This is a genomic window from Plantibacter sp. AC185 (genome assembly GCF_979258065.1).
The window spans coordinates 2,138,726-2,153,199 of record NZ_OZ409831.1 but is presented as its reverse complement, the minus strand read 5'-3'; the positions used below and the strand labels follow the sequence as shown (position 1 = coordinate 2,153,199).

General features: G+C 68.6%; 12 protein-coding genes. 9 read left to right on the top strand and 3 right to left on the bottom strand.

Annotated features, from left to right (window positions below; genetic code table 11):
• The first annotated feature begins 13 nt into the window (after positions 1-13).
• The 5 genes from ACZZZB_RS10220 (at position 14) to ACZZZB_RS10200 (ending at position 7,341) form a co-directional block, all read left to right on the top strand.
• Complete coding sequence (locus ACZZZB_RS10220; protein WP_463529617.1) at positions 14-2,023, top strand: beta-galactosidase; 2,010 nt, start codon at positions 14-16, stop codon at positions 2,021-2,023.
• A complete protein-coding gene (locus ACZZZB_RS10215; RefSeq protein ID WP_079704353.1) occupies positions 2,020-2,964 on the top strand; it encodes a carbohydrate ABC transporter permease in 945 nt (314 codons plus the stop codon). The genes ACZZZB_RS10220 and ACZZZB_RS10215 overlap by 4 nt, the downstream gene beginning before the upstream one ends.
• On the top strand, positions 2,961-3,830 hold the full coding sequence (locus ACZZZB_RS10210) for a carbohydrate ABC transporter permease (protein WP_426738971.1): 870 nt from the start codon (positions 2,961-2,963) through the stop codon (positions 3,828-3,830). The genes ACZZZB_RS10215 and ACZZZB_RS10210 overlap by 4 nt, the downstream gene beginning before the upstream one ends.
• Before the next feature lie 78 nt (positions 3,831-3,908).
• Complete coding sequence (locus tag ACZZZB_RS10205) at positions 3,909-5,231, top strand: ABC transporter substrate-binding protein (protein ID WP_463529616.1); 1,323 nt, start codon at positions 3,909-3,911, stop codon at positions 5,229-5,231.
• Positions 5,232-5,238: 7 nt separating this feature from the next.
• Positions 5,239-7,341, top strand: coding sequence for an alpha-galactosidase (locus tag ACZZZB_RS10200; RefSeq protein WP_463529615.1), 2,103 nt, complete (start codon positions 5,239-5,241; stop codon positions 7,339-7,341).
• An 85-nt stretch (positions 7,342-7,426) separates the two neighbouring features.
• On the opposite strand, the gene ACZZZB_RS10195 is transcribed toward ACZZZB_RS10200, so the two are convergent.
• The 3 genes from ACZZZB_RS10195 to ACZZZB_RS10185 form a co-directional block, all read right to left on the bottom strand.
• Positions 7,427-7,840 (bottom strand): peptidoglycan-binding domain-containing protein, encoded by a 414-nt coding sequence (locus tag ACZZZB_RS10195; protein ID WP_463529614.1) that lies wholly within the window; start codon positions 7,838-7,840, stop codon positions 7,427-7,429.
• Between the two features lie 88 nt (positions 7,841-7,928).
• A complete protein-coding gene (locus ACZZZB_RS10190; protein ID WP_463529613.1) occupies positions 7,929-8,369 on the bottom strand; it encodes a hypothetical protein in 441 nt (146 codons plus the stop codon).
• A gap of 98 nt (positions 8,370-8,467) precedes the next feature.
• Complete coding sequence (locus ACZZZB_RS10185; protein ID WP_191939969.1) at positions 8,468-9,007, bottom strand: hypothetical protein; 540 nt, start codon at positions 9,005-9,007, stop codon at positions 8,468-8,470.
• A gap of 215 nt (positions 9,008-9,222) precedes the next feature.
• Here ACZZZB_RS10185 and ACZZZB_RS10180 point away from each other — a divergent pair, with 215 nt between their 5' ends.
• The 4 genes from ACZZZB_RS10180 to ACZZZB_RS10165 all read left to right on the top strand — a co-directional run bounded on the left by ACZZZB_RS10180 (position 9,223) and on the right by ACZZZB_RS10165 (position 14,436).
• The gene (locus tag ACZZZB_RS10180; protein ID WP_228501413.1) at positions 9,223-10,128 is read left to right on the top strand and encodes a carbohydrate ABC transporter permease; all 906 of its coding nucleotides are present in this window, start codon (positions 9,223-9,225) and stop codon (positions 10,126-10,128) included.
• Complete coding sequence (locus ACZZZB_RS10175; protein WP_228501415.1) at positions 10,125-11,063, top strand: carbohydrate ABC transporter permease; 939 nt, start codon at positions 10,125-10,127, stop codon at positions 11,061-11,063. The genes ACZZZB_RS10180 and ACZZZB_RS10175 overlap by 4 nt, the downstream gene beginning before the upstream one ends.
• Before the next feature lie 94 nt (positions 11,064-11,157).
• Positions 11,158-12,492 (top strand): ABC transporter substrate-binding protein, encoded by a 1,335-nt coding sequence (locus ACZZZB_RS10170; protein ID WP_192018876.1) that lies wholly within the window; start codon positions 11,158-11,160, stop codon positions 12,490-12,492.
• A 39-nt stretch (positions 12,493-12,531) separates the two neighbouring features.
• Positions 12,532-14,436, top strand: a complete 1,905-nt coding sequence (locus tag ACZZZB_RS10165; RefSeq protein ID WP_463529612.1) for a BNR-4 repeat-containing protein — start codon at positions 12,532-12,534, stop codon at positions 14,434-14,436.
• Positions 14,437-14,474 lie beyond the last annotated feature (38 nt).

The following is a 14,474-nucleotide window of genomic DNA, read 5'->3' as shown; positions in this document are numbered from 1 at the left end:
CGCGGAAGGCACCATGAGCACGACCCCCACGTTCAGCCACGACGGCATCGCCTACGGCTGCGACTACAACCCCGAGCAGTGGGATCGGTCCGTCTGGCGCGAAGACGTCGCGCTCATGCAGGAGGCGGGCGTCGACCTCGTCGCCCTCAACATCTTCGGCTGGTCGCACCTCGAGCCGCGGCCGGGGGAGTTCGACTTCGCCGGGCTCGACGAGATCCTCGACCTGCTCCACGAGGCCGGCATCCGGGTCAACCTCGGGACCGGCACCGCATCGGCCCCACCGTGGCTGACGTTCCGGCACCCGGAGATCCTCCCCGAGACCGAGGACGGGACGACGCGCTTCCCCGGTGGTCGCCAGGCCTGGTGCCCGTCGTCTGCGGTCTTCCGCCGCTACGCCCTCGAACTCGTCGAGCGCGTCGCCGTCCGCTACGGCGCACACCCCGCCGTCGAGCTCTGGCACGTGTCGAACGAACTCGGCTGCCACAACGCGCTCTGCTACGACGACGAGAGTGCCGAGGCCTTCCGGGGCTGGCTCCGCGCCCGCTACGAGACGATCGAGCGTCTGAACACCGCGTGGGGCACGTCGTTCTGGAGTCAGCAGTACAGCGACTTCGCCGAGATCCTGCCGCCGCGCCTGACCCTGTCGAGCCGGAACCCGAGCCAGGTCATCGACTTCCACCGCTTCTCCTCCGACGAGCTCCTCGGCTACTACCGGGCCGAGCTCGAGGTCCTGCGCCGCCACAGCTCGGTGCCCGTCACGACCAACTTCATGGTCACCGCGCACATCCGGAACCTCGACTACTGGCAGTGGGCGCCCGAGATGGACGTCGTCGCCAACGACCACTACCTCGACAACCGCCTCGCGGACCCCACGGCCGAACTCGCGTTCGCGAGTGACCTCACGCGCGGTCTCGCCGGGGGCGGCGCGTGGTTGCTCATGGAGCAGTCCACCGGTGCGGTCAACTGGCAGCCGCAGAACCTCGCGAAGGCACCGGGCGAGATGACCCGGAACTCCCTCACGCACGTCGCGAAGGGCGCGGAGGCGATCTGCTTCTTCCAGTGGCGTGCGTCGCTGCAAGGCTCGGAGAAGTTCCACTCGGCCCTGCTGCCGCACGCGGGCACCGACTCCGACGTGTGGCGCGAGGTCGTCGAGCTGGGCGGCACGCTCGACCGACTCGACGAGATCACCGGCACGCGCGTCCAGGCCGATGTCGCCCTCCTCTTCTCCTGGGAGAACTGGTGGGCGGCCGACGGCGAGAGCCGCCCGACCCACGCGATCGACCACCTCTCGCAGGTCCACGCGGTCCACGCGTCGCTGCGTCGTCTGGGTCACACCGTCGACGTCGTGCGTCCGGGCGCCGACCTCTCCGCCTACCGCCTCGTCGTCGTCCCGAACCTGTACCTGGTGCGCGACAGCGAGGCCGCGGTCGTCTCGGACTTCGTCGCGGCCGGTGGGCACGCCGTCGTCACGTTCTTCAGCGGGATCGCCGACGAGGAGGACCGGGTCCGCCCCGGCGGCTACCCCGGTGCGTTCCGCCAGCTGCTCGGCGTCAACGTCGAGGAGTTCGCTCCCGTCCTCCCCGGCCAGGTGCTGACGCTCGCATCGGGCCGGACCGCGACGGCATGGTCCGAGCGGACCCGCGCCCGCGGTGCCGAGGTCGTCGACTCCTTCGCGGACGGCCCGTCGGCCGGTCGCCCGGCCATCACGCGCAACCGCATCGCGGGTGGTGGCGACGCCTGGTACCTCGCGACGAACCTGGACGCCGTCGCGCTCGACGAGGTGCTCCGCGACGCAGCCGCGGGCGCCGGGGCGCTGCCGCAGGGTGATCCGGAGCAGCCGGGCCTCGAGGTCGTCCGCCGCGCCGATGAGGGACGGAGCTACCTCTTCCTCATCAACCACTCGACGAACGACGTCGAGCTGCCGGCCAGCGGGCGCGAGCTCGTCACCGGCGAACCCGTCGACTCCATCGCACGCGTGCCAGCCGGCGCCGTGCGCGTCATCAGAGAGGACCGCACGCGATGAGCGTCAACATCGAGACGGCCGAGGCGACGTCGCCACGGCCCGTCCGCCCGCCGAGGGCGGCCAAGCTGCCGAAGGCGGTGGTGCAGCACAAGCGGGCGATCGCCATCTTCATCGTCCCGTTCGCCGTGCTGTTCGCGCTGTTCTACCTCGTGCCGATCGGGTACGCGGTCTACCAGTCACTGCTCGTGATCGAGCGTGACGGCACCTTCGGCCAAGCACGGGAGGTGTTCGGCGGACTGGCGCAGTACGTGCAGGTCTTCCAGAACGGCCCGTTCTGGCAGTCCGTCGGACGGGTGCTCCTGTTCGGCGTCGTCCAGGTGCCGGTGATGCTCGGGCTCGCGCTCCTCTTCGCACTGCTACTCGACTCGCCGCTCCTGCGGGGCAAACGGTTCTTCCGCCTCGCGTTCTTCGTCCCGTACGCGGTGCCCGGCGTGATCGCCGCCATCATGTGGGGCTTCCTCTACTCGCCGAACCTGTCGCCGTTCACCGCGGTCACGCAGAGCGTGGACTTCCTCTCGGCCGACCTCGTGCTCTGGGCCATCGCGAACGTCGTCACCTGGGTGTTCGTCGGCTACAACATGCTCATCATCTACTCCTCGCTGCTCTCCATCCCCACCGAGATCTACGAGGCCGCCCGGCTCGACGGCGCCGGTCAGGCGCGCATCGCCTGGTCGATCAAGATCCCGCTCGTGATGCCGGCGATCGTACTCACGGCGATCTTCTCGATCATCGGCACGCTGCAGCTCCTCGCCGAGCCGCAGGTGTTCCGCACCTTCAGCTCGGCCGTCAGCAGCACCTTCACCCCGAACCTCACCGTCTACACCACCTCGTCCATCCCGAACGTGAACCTCGCAGCCGCCTTCTCGGTCGTGCTCGCGTTGGCGACCTTCGTCCTCTCCTTCGGGTTCCTGAAGTTCACGCAGCGAAAGGAAGGCAAATGACCGCCATCCTGTCCACCGGCCGCGGCCCGCAGGAGAGCCGCCTGTCGCGCGCCGGCGCGCTCATCGTGATGCTCGTCTTCACGCTCTACTTCCTCATCCCCATCTGGTGGCTGTTCATCGCCTCGACGAAGTCGTCAGCGCAGTTCGGCAACTCGACTCCGCTCTGGTTCGCGGACTTCAACCTGTTCGAGAACATCGGCCAGCTCGTCGCCTACCGCGACGGCGTCTACCTCAAGTGGATGCTGAACTCGGTCCTGTACGCCGGCCTCGGCGCACTGCTCGGCACGCTCTTCGCGGCCATGTGCGGCTACGCCCTCGCGAAGTACCGGTTCCCGGGACGCGACCTGATCTTCAACGTCGTCCTCGGCGGTGTGCTCGTCCCCGCGACCGCGCTCGCGCTCCCGCTGTTCCTCATCTTCAGCCAGGTGGGCCTCACGAACACGTTCTGGGCGGTCTTCCTGCCCTCGTTGGTGAGCCCCTTCGGTGTCTACCTGACGCGGATCTTCGCGGCGTCGAGCGTGCCCGAGGAACTCCTCGAGGCCTCGCGTCTCGACGGCGCCGGTGAGATCCGGACCTTCTTCACCATCTCCGTGCGACTCATGTTCCCGGCGCTCGTCACCGTGTTCCTCTTCCAGTTCGTCGCCATCTGGAACAACTTCTTCCTGCCGCTCATCATGCTGCGCGACGAAGCCCTGTTCCCGGTCACCCTCGGGCTCTACTCCTGGAACTCGCAGGTCAACCAGATCCCCGAACTGCGCCTCTACGTCCTCGTCGGCGCATTCCTGTCGATCATCCCGCTCGTCATCACCTTCCTCCTGCTCCAGCGGTTCTGGCGCTCCGGCCTCGGTGCCGGCGCCGTGAAGTAGTCGGACCGACGAGCTGACACTCCTCTCCATCCCGCACCAACACCCATCCCGCACCATTCACAGAAGAACGGATTCGCTATGAACCTCAAGAGAACAGCGGTCGCCGCAGCGGTGCTGTCGGCCGTCGTCCTGAGCGGCTGCTCCTCCACCGGGTCGGAGGGCGGCAGTGCTGCTGCCTCCTGCGCCCCGGCCGAGGGCAAGGTCGACCTCAGCTTCACCTCCTGGATCCCCGGCATCGAAGAGGTCGTCGACGTCTGGAACAAGGAGAACCCCGACATCCAGGTCAAGGTCCAGACCGGCCCGAACGGCAACAGCGGTACCTACCAGAACTTCTTCAACCAGCTGAAGGCCGGCAACGCCCCCGACCTCGGCCAGATCGAGTACGACGCCCTGCCGAACTTCCGCGTGCAGAACGGCCTCATGGACCTCGGTGCGTGCGACGACGTCATGGCCGCCAAGGACGACTTCGTCGACTGGACCTGGGGTCAGGTCTCGCTCGGTGAGTCCGACTCGGTCTACGCCGTCCCGCAGGACTCCGGCCCGATGGCCATGTTCTACCGCGCCGACCTGTTCGAGCAGAACGGGATCGCCATCCCGACGACGTGGGCCGAGTACAAGGAGGCCGCCAAGCAGGTCCGCGCCACCGGTGCGTACATCACGAACTTCTCGCAGGGCGACATCAACCAGTTCGCAGGCTTCGTATGGCAGGCCGGCGGCAGCTGGTTCAACAACGACGGCTCCGACTGGACCGTCGACCTGACCGACCCCGCCTCCAAGAAGGTCGCCGACTACTGGCAGGACCTGATCGACGAGGACCTCGTCTCGACCGTCCCCACCTGGACGACCGAGTGGGACAACGCCTACAACTCCAGCGCCGCCTGGACCTGGAACTCCGCCGTCTGGGGCGCGAACTCCATCGCGTCGGGCGCTCCCGACACCGCCGGCAAGTGGGCCGTCGCGAAGGCTCCGCAGTGGGAGGCCGGCGACTCCGCGGCTGGCAACTGGGGCGGTTCCTCGACCGCCGTCTTCACCGGTTCCAAGCACCCCTATGAGGCGTCGAAGTTCGCGCTGTGGCTGAACACCTCCGATGAGGCGCTCACCATGCTCAACAAGAGCGCCAACATCTACCCGGCGACGAAGGAGGGCCTGAACCTGCCCGTCCTCAAGGAGGGCGTCGACTTCTACGGCGGCCAGCCGATCTACGATGTCTTCGCGGAGGCTTCCTCCGAGGTGTCTGAGGACTTCGCCTGGGGTCCGACGATGACGCAGACGTACAACGACGTGTCCGACGGCTTCAAGGCTGCGGTCTCCGGTGACGGAACCCTGCTCGACGCCCTCACCAAGGGCCAGTCCGCGACGATCGACGCCCTGAAGGCGCAGTCCATCCCCGTCAAGGAGTAACAGAACAGTGATCCACCACCTTCGTGCCGCGGGCGTCAGCCTGATCGTCGACGCCCGCGGCACGAAGGTGCCCACCATCCTTCACTGGGGAGCCGATGTCGGCGAACTCGCCGCCGACTCCCTCATCGCCCTCGCCCACGGGCTGACGCCGGCGATCCCGCCCTCCTCCATCGACGCCCCGCCGCGTCTCAGCCTCCTGCCCACCGTGTTCGACGGTTGGAGCGGCCGCCCGGGTGTCGGCGTGCACCGGCCGGGCGGAACCGATGCGTCGAACCTGCTCGCGCTGCGGCTGATCGACCAGCAGGCCACCGACACCTCGCTGGTCCTGACGACGTCCGACGAGCGTGCCGCGGTGGCGATCGTCTCGACGATCGAGTTGACCCCCCAGGGCGTGCTCCGCGTCCGGCACACCGTGCGGAACGACGCCGAGGTCGACCGACCACTCGCCGTCGACGCCCTCGCCGTCGTGCTCCCGGTTCCCGACCGCGCCACCGAACTCCTCGACTTCACCGGTCTCTGGACGCACGAGCGCACGCCGCAGCGCCACCGCCTCGGGCAGGGTGCCTGGACGCGCGAGCACCGTCACGGACGACCCGGTCACGACGACGCGTTCCTGTCCGTCACGGGCGCACCAGGCTTCGACTTCCGCAGCGGCGAGGTGTGGGCGACGCACCTCGCGTGGAGCGGCGACAAGGTGATCTGGAGCGAGCGCTCGCCACTCGGCCCCGTGGTCACCGGCTCCGGTGAACTCCTCGCACCCGGCGAAGTCACGCTAGCGCCGGGGGAGACCTACGAGTCGCCGTGGACGGTCGCCGTCTACTCCGACGCGGGTCTCGACGGCGTCTCCGCGCGACTGCACCCCTGGGCCCGCTCGTGGAGCACGATCACGAAGCCCCGCCCGGTGGTGCTGAACACCTGGGAGGCCGTGTACTTCGACCACGACCTGCCGACACTGCTCACCCTCGTCGAGCAGGCGAAGCGCGTCGGCGTCGAGCGGTTCGTCCTCGACGACGGCTGGTTCACCGGCCGCACGGACGACCGCCGTGCGCTGGGCGACTGGTTCGTCGACCCGGAACGCTGGGCGGGCGGGCTGTCGCCACTCATCGACGCGGTGACCGGTGCCGGCATGGACTTCGGACTGTGGGTCGAGCCGGAGATGGTGAACCCCGACTCGGAGCTCGCGCGCACGCATCCCGATTGGGTCCTCGGGCATCCAGACGCTCCGAGCTGGCGCTTCCAACGGGTGCTCGACCTGGACAACCCGGACGCCTTCGCCTACCTCCTCGGCCGACTCGACGCGTTGCTGACCGAGTACGACATCGCGTTCCTCAAGTGGGACCACAACCGCGACCTCCTCGGCGGCTCGGCGCACCGGCAGACGACGGCGCTCTACCGACTGCTCGACGAGGTGCGTGCCCTGCACCCCGGTGTCGACATCGAGTCGTGCGCGTCAGGTGGCGCGAGGATCGACCTCGGCATCCTCGAACGGGTCGAGCGGGTGTGGACGAGCGACACGAACGACCCGCTCGAGCGGCAGTCGATTCAGCGCTATACGGGGCTCGTGATCCCACCGGAGTACCTCGGCGGTCACCTCGGTGCGGCGCGCTCGCACACCACCTGGCGCACCTCGGACCTCGCGTTCCGCCTGGCCACAGCCCTCTTCGGGAGCGCTGGCATCGAGTGGAACCTCAACGAGGCGAGCGAGTCGGAACTCGAGCTGATCTCGGCATGGATCGCGCACTACAAACGCCTCCGCCCGCTGCTGCACGCGGGCGAGGTCGTCCGCATGGACAGCGCCGACCCGGCACTGCACGCGCACGGGGTGATCGCCCAGGACCGCTCGTCCGCGATCGTCGCGCAGGTGGCGCTCGCCGCACCGCTGACGGCGATCCCCGCGCCACTTCGCGTGCCCGGCCTCGATCCCGAGCGTCGCTATCGGGTCCGCCCGCTCGACCTCGGCGCGCCCGCCCGGTCGATCCAGGACGTGCCGCCGGTGTGGCTGACCGAGGGCTCGGTCGTGCTCACCGGCCGCGCGCTGGCTGAGGTCGGGATCGCGATGCCGCTCCTCGCTCCCGAGCAGGCGCAGCTCTTCACCCTCGACGCGGAGTAGCCGTCGCGTTCGTCCGCCCGTCCCCGGGCGAACGAGAACTCCCTCGCCCGAACCTGGGCGAGGGAGTGTCGTCGTGCGGGTCTGGTCAGATGTTGCAGCCGGAGGCGCGAGCCGCGTCGTACGGGTACCACGAGATCGGGCCGGGGCCCATATGCGGCCCGCAGAGGATGTTCCAGGTCTCGGCGCCCACGACGCCATCGACCTGCATGCCCCAGTACGTCTGGAAGGCCACGACGGCCGCCCGGGTCTGCTCGCCGAACTGACCGTCGACCTCCAGGTTGGACACACCACCGGGGATCCTCGGTCCGAAGGCGTTGAGGAGCGTCTGGATGTTGGCGACGCACCCGCCGTCGCCGCCGATGGAGTACTGGTAGTCGACGCACTGGCCGGCTGCTTCGGCTGGTGTGGCGGTGGCGACCCCGCCGACGGAGCCGGCGATGGCGAGACCGAGGACGGCCCCCGCGATGGTGATCCTGTTGCGCATCGTTCGTGTGGTCATGATGTTCCTCTCGGTCGACTGCTCGGACCCCACGAGCGTAGGTCGAGCGTCTCGAGCGGTGAATGGGCAGTGGTGCCCATGCCCGGGTTCAGTCCGCGAGGAGATCGGGCGGGGTGACGACCAAGCAGAGGACGCCCCAGAACATCGCGCCGAACATCGAGAGGACGACCGGCAGCGCGACCAGGTCGGCTCCCGTGCCGGCCAATCGGGTGAACTCCACCGACCACATCCAGACGACGAGACCCAGCACGGCTGCTCCTCCGGCCAGAGCTCGCTGCACCCGACGGTTCGCCTGCCACGACTCGCGGAGCCCGGCGAGGCCGAGTATCGCGGCGACTACGGACAGCACGAGCGGGACTGCGACCATGAGCCAGGTCGGCGCGGTGCCGTCGACCACTCCGCTCCGGTCGACGTGGACGTCGAGCGTCGGGGGTACGGTCGGGAGAACGGTCCAAGCAGTGACGATCCCCACTGCCAGCGGGAGGCACATCATCCCGGCCGAGACGACCTCGCGGACGGTCCTGCTCATCGGTTCGCCCCCCCCAGCGCCTCCGGTGTGTCGGTTCGTTCGCCCATCTTCGGGCGAATGTGTGCTCGTTCGCCCATGTTTGGGCGAACGAAGCGCGGTCAGTCGATGCCGATGTCCTCGCCGACGACGGTGATCTGGGCCGGGACGGGCCACGGGTGGTCGCCGACGGGTGCGAGACGGACGAGCTCGGTGACCCGGGGCGCCGGCGCACCCGCGGAACCGATGAGCCAGCCGCCCACGAGGAAGGTGGTGCCGGGGACCGACCAGACGGCGATGCCGGTCACTCCGAAGTCGCCGTAAGCGCCATCGGAGAACCGCACCGTGACGAGGTCGCCGTGTGAGAGCTCGGCGAGCTGAGCGGCGACAGCACCGGCGTCGGGGTCGACGGGGTCGAGCTCGGGGATCGTCTCGAGCACCTGCAACGGCTTCGTCGGCTTGCCGTTCTGATCGAGTGCCGTGCCGGCCAGGAGGAGTCCGCCGATGATCGGCGAGCGGCGGGCCCGGCCGACGAGGTCGAACACGCCGTAGCGGGGCACGCTCAGACGCGCTTGCAGTGAAGCAGCGTCCTCGGCCGACTCGATGGCGGCCGTGAGGCCTTTGATGTCGCGGCGAGCAGGAGCGCTGAGGTCGTAGTTCACCCATCAACTCTCCCATGTCCACTCCGGCAGCGGACGGACGCTCTTAAGAGACAGTTTCAATCAAGTACGAACAGTCCGTTATTGAACCGTGACCACCGCGCGTTGACCTGTCACGCGGACACCGGGCATGCTGAACAACACTTGGCCGCTGATAAGAGCGCCGCCGCCCCAGGAAGCCCCGCATGCAGCGGAATGCTCCTCACAAGGATGTGAGTATGACGACTTCACAGTTAGATACAGTTTCGAACAAACCAAGACGGATGCCGGACGGGATGTTCGCGTTCGTCCTCGTCCTCCCGGGGCTCGCGCTCCTGGTGGCGGTCGTCGCCTATCCGCTGCTGACCGCGCTCGTCACGGCGTTCTTCAAGCAGAGCCTGGTCGTCCCCGGACGCGAGTTCGTCGGATTCCAGAACATCATCGACGTGCTCCAGGGTGACTTCCTCAAGCTGCTCGGGCAGACCATGGTCTTCACCCTCGGGACGACCATCGCCCCCTTCATCATCGGCTTCGCGCTCGCCCTCGCGCTCAACACGCGCATCCGCGGTGCCAAGATGCTGCGCGGACTCATGCTGATCCCCTGGCTCGTTCCGGGTGTCGTCGTGTCGTTCCTCTGGATGTGGATCTTCAACGCGAACTACGGGGTGGCGAACGCCGTCCTCGGCCTGTTCGGGGTCGACGCGCAGGCCTGGCTCGCCCAACCGCAGACGGCCATGTTCGCGGTGATCGTCGCGAAGACCTGGCAGTCCTTCCCCTGGATCATGGTCATGCTGCTCGCCGGCCTGCAGACCGTGCCACAGGAACTCCATGAGGCGGCCGAGATGGACGGCGCCGGGACCATCCGACGCTTCTTCTCGATCACGGTCCCGCAGCTCAAGGGCATCATCGGCCTCGTCCTGCTGCTCGAGTTCATCTGGAACTTCCAGCACTTCGACATCATCTACGTCCTGACGGGCGGCGGTCCGGCTGGGAGCACCCAGACCTTCGCCACCGCCGTCTACGAGACCGCCTTCCGCGGCTTCGACCTCGGCCACGCGGGCGCCCTCGGGCTGCTCTGGCTCATCCTCCTGATGGCGCTCGTCGTCGTCTACGTCCGATTCTCGGAGAAAGGCGAGCAGAAATGAGCGTCTCCACCGCCCCGCTTGCACCGCAGGACACCACACCGGACCCGCAACCGCCGTTCGTCGCGACCGAGCTCGGCACGCTGCGACGCCGACCGTCGCTCTTCCGCTCGGAGAGCCGGGCGGTCCGGATCAGCGCTTGGGTCGCGGTGATCGTCTGCGGCGGCTTCGGGCTGCTGCCGGTGTACTGGTTGCTGGCCACCTCGCTGACCCCGCGAGCCCAGGTCTTCTCCTACCCACCGAAGCTCTTCCCCACGGAGATCAGCTTCGAGGCCTACACCGCGCTCGCATCGAACCCGGACCTGTTCGGTTACCTGCGGAACAGCATCATCGTGTCCGTCATCACCGCCCTGCTGTCCGTGATCGTCTCGGCCTACATGGGCTACTCGTTCTCGAAGTTCCGCTACCGCGGGCGTCGATCACTCATGTACTTCGTGCTCGCCTCGCAGATGTTCCCCCAGGCGCTGCTGCTGATCACCCTGTACTCGGTGTTCAGTGCCTACGGGCTCCTCAACACCTACGCGGCGCTGGTGCTCTCGTTCACGACGTTCACCCTGCCGCTGTGCGTCTGGATGCTGAAGGGGTTCTTCGACACGATCCCGGACGAACTCATCGAGGCGGCTCGCGTCGACGGGGCGTCCCGACTGCGGATCATCCACTCCATCGTGCTGCCGCTGTCCGCACCCGGCCTGGTCGCCGCGGGCCTGTTCGCCTTCGTCCGCGGGTGGAACGACTTCATCTTCGCGCTCACGCTGGCGGGACCCGACAAGCAGACCCTCCCGCCCGGCCTCGTGAACACCTTCGTCGGTGAGGCGGCCACGGCTTGGCCCGAGCTCATGGCCGCGTCCCTCGTCGTCTCCCTACCCGTGGCGATCGCGTTCATGGCCCTGCAGCGTCACCTCGTCGGCGGACTGACCGCCGGTGCCGTGAAGGGCTGAGCGCAGCACACCGAACCGGCCCGCCGCCGGTCTCCCCACAATCCGTTCCACCAACCCAGACACGTCCCACCAGGATCACGCTCGAGGAGGAGCCATGTCCCACACCACCCCGTCCTTCGCCACCGCCGCACAGCAGACCGTCATCACCCGCCGCCGTGCCCTGCAGTTCCTCGGCATCGGCGTCGCCGCAGCCACCCTCGCCGGATGTGCGCCCACCGGTGCCGCGCCCGGAGCGGGATCCATCCCGAAGGCGACCGCCGGCGGCACAGCGACCGACTTCGACTTCGCGAGCTGGTCGCTCACCGAGAAGGCTTCGGCACCCGCCATCCAGAGCCTCCTGCAGAAGTACGAGGGCAAGGCCAAGATCGACGTCGGTGAGGTGTCCTTCCCCTACAACGAGTACATCAACCAGCTCATGCTGCAGGTCCGCGGCGGTCAGTTCTCAGGAGTCGCCCACGTCGATGTCGCGTGGCTGGGTTCCCTCGCGAGCCTCGGCAAGCTGCAGGACGTGTCCGGGCTGACCGAGGGACGCGGATACACGAAGGCCGGACTCACGGCCGCGACGTTCGACGGCGTGCAGTACGGCCTCCCGTGGACGATCGGCGCGATCGGCCTCGTCACCAACCAGGCGATCCTCGACCAGGCCGGCATCGGCGAGTTCCCCACGACGATCGACGAGTTCGAGGGCTCACTCAAGCAGCTCAAGGGCCTCGGCAACGGCATGATCCCCTACGCGGCGTCGACGAAGGCCGCGCAGCTGAAGGACATCCTCATCTGGATGCAGACCTTCGGCAGCCCCCTGGTCGACGGGGACACCGTGACGATCGGCGATGACGCCAGCATCGAGGCGGTCACCTGGTACAAGAGCCTGTACGACCAGGGCCTCATCGCAGCAGACGTCGACCGCTTCGACGCACGCTCCCTCTTCGCGCAGGGCCGCACCGCGATCTACGACGACGCGATCGTCGGACGGAGCGCGGTGACCGGCGAGTCACCCGACCCCGACTTCGCGAGCAAGCTGCAGCCGGTCTCCCGGCCGGTCCTCAAGCAGGGGGACACGCCCCGTGCGCTCGTGTGGGGCGGGGCGCTCGCCGTGGTCGACGGTCCGGCCGCCGGCACCGCAGCGGACTTCGCCCAGTGGGTCACGTCCGACCCGGAGACCGTGCTCGAGGACTTCGCTGCCCGTGGTCTGCCGCCGGCGACCGAGGACGCGCTCAACTCCGACGCCGTGAAGAACGACTCGTTCGCCACGAACTTCAGCGACCGGATCACCAAGACGAGCTCGACGAACCCCTTCTGGAAGTTCGTCCAGTACTCGCAGATCGAGACGAAGATCGCGGAGAAGGTGCAGGCGGTCCTCGTCGGCCAGGAGAAGCCCGCTGAAGCCATGAAGGCCGCCGGGGCAGCCGCGCAGAAGCTCGTCGGCTGAGCCGCGGATCGGACGATCGTGACCGGCACCGGGAGAACCATGCGACGCAGCTCATCGAACACGGTCCGCGCGCTCGCCGCGGCCGCACTCACGGTCCTCGCGCTGGGGGTGACGGCGCCGGCGGTCGCCGCTCCAGGAGGACCAGTGCGGAGCGACGAGGGTGCGAGTACGGTGACCGACTCGGTCGAGACCGTGCCCGTCACCGTCGACACGTCGAACCAGGCCGGCTGGTGGCGACCGCTCGACGTCGTCGACGGTGTCTCCTACTTCGCCTTCAACGCGCCGGCGTCCACCGCTTCCAAGCACGAGGTGCACCTGGCCTCGCGGGGCGCGGACGGGACATGGACCGAAGGGTGCCTGCGCTCGACGGCCAGCGGTGCCTGCGTGACCTTCACCGACGACAACGGTCACAACCAGCCGTCGATCGTGGTCGACGGCGACGGCATCATCCACGCCTTCGTGTCGATGCACAACGCGCAGTGGAACGTGTTCCGGTCCAGTGCACCCGGCGACGTCACCTCGCTCGTGGAGACGACGTCGTCCATGCCCGACCTCGACGCGGCGATCACCTATCCGGTGACGGCGCGCGGGCCGGACGGCGACGCCTGGGTACTCGTGCGCGTCGGGACGGACGCACAAGGACGACGTGAGGGGCGGCTCTATCGGTACGACCTCGACACCGGTGTCTGGGAACGCGAAGCGGCGGTCGCCGCAGCGACCGGCTACTCCTTCTATCCCGACGACCTCGAGGTGGACGCCGACGGCCGCGTCCACGTGCTGTGGGAATGGGGCCCATTCCCGGCGGACCCGGCGCGGCACCTCGGGTCGTACGCGACGTACGACCCGTCCGACGGTTCCTTCGCCGACGTCGCGGGGACAGCGCTCACCGGACCGATCACCCCGACCACCCCGGGATCCGTCGTCTGGCGCCCCTTCGGTGCCGGTGAGGCCATCGGCAGCTACACGCCGGCGCTGCAGACCGCGAAACTCGCCCTCGATGGCACGGCGCTCGCGGGGATCGTCTACCGGTTCGTCGAAGCCGACGAGACCGCATACGACGTGCGATACACCTCGTGGGACGGCGGTGCCTGGAATGACGAGTCGCTCATCGACGCCTCCGCGCTCGGTTCCGGCGTCTCGACCGTCGCCGCGATCGACACGACGAGCGCCGGCGGGGTCGACCGCGTCTACGCGGTCCTCGCCGTGCAGGTCTGCGGCGAGAACCGCAGCCAGGTGGTCCGGCTGGAGCGAGGGGGAGCCGGCTCGACCTGGTCGGCTCGCGTCGTGGGTGATCCGGAGTCCGGCCCACAGCGCCTGCGAGCGGAGACCACGAGCGGGACCGACGTCCTCTATCTGACGGCACCGGTCAGCGAGACCACGCGCGGGACCCTGCGCTGGGCCTCGATCTCCCGCGGCACGGCCGCGGAGACCGGCGGCACGACGCTCGCCGACATCGTGTCCGGACTCCGAGGCGACCTCGGCGGGACGAACGTCGCGCTCGGAGCCACGGTGACGGCCTCCTCCGCGCTGCGCGCCGACACCGGCGGGGCACTCGCCGTCGACGGCGTGTGCACGGACGCGAGTCGCTGGATCTCCGCGGTCGGCGACACGGCACCCACGATCACGGCCGCCTGGCAGACCCCGACGGCGCTCGCCGAGGTCAGGGTCAAGAGCGGCTACGCCGGGGGAGTCTCGACCGATTCGGTGCTCCGTGACTTCACCATCGAGGTCCGGACGGGTGGTGCCTGGGTCGAGGTCGGACGGTTCGACGACAACACCGCAGGCACCGTCACCGCGCCCGTGGACGGACTGGTCGTCGACGCGGTGCGCCTGCTCATCACCGACCCGTCCGCCTCGGCGACCGACGTCGCGCGGGTCTTCGAGATCGAGGCGATCGAGGCACCGGCCACCGAATCCGCGAGGAACGACGATGTCCCGGGATAGCGTTGTGCTCAGTCGGGACCGCAACGGTCCCGAGCGGC

Bases quoted from the DNA above. Each gene is read 5' to 3' on its own strand.
- ACZZZB_RS10180 (WP_228501413.1), top strand. From the start codon at position 9,223: ATGACGACTTCACAGTTAGATACAGTTTCGAACAAACCAAGACGGATG.
- ACZZZB_RS10165 (WP_463529612.1), top strand. From the start codon at position 12,532: ATGCGACGCAGCTCATCGAACACGGTCCGCGCGCTCGCCGCGGCCGCA.
- ACZZZB_RS10210 (WP_426738971.1), top strand. From the start codon at position 2,961: ATGACCGCCATCCTGTCCACCGGCCGCGGCCCGCAGGAGAGCCGCCTG.
- ACZZZB_RS10170 (WP_192018876.1), top strand. From the start codon at position 11,158: ATGTCCCACACCACCCCGTCCTTCGCCACCGCCGCACAGCAGACCGTC.
- ACZZZB_RS10220 (WP_463529617.1), top strand. From the start codon at position 14: ATGAGCACGACCCCCACGTTCAGCCACGACGGCATCGCCTACGGCTGC.
- ACZZZB_RS10190 (WP_463529613.1), bottom strand. From the start codon at position 8,369: ATGAGCAGGACCGTCCGCGAGGTCGTCTCGGCCGGGATGATGTGCCTC.
- ACZZZB_RS10175 (WP_228501415.1), top strand. From the start codon at position 10,125: ATGAGCGTCTCCACCGCCCCGCTTGCACCGCAGGACACCACACCGGAC.
- ACZZZB_RS10195 (WP_463529614.1), bottom strand. From the start codon at position 7,840: ATGACCACACGAACGATGCGCAACAGGATCACCATCGCGGGGGCCGTC.
- ACZZZB_RS10205 (WP_463529616.1), top strand. From the start codon at position 3,909: ATGAACCTCAAGAGAACAGCGGTCGCCGCAGCGGTGCTGTCGGCCGTC.
- ACZZZB_RS10215 (WP_079704353.1), top strand. From the start codon at position 2,020: ATGAGCGTCAACATCGAGACGGCCGAGGCGACGTCGCCACGGCCCGTC.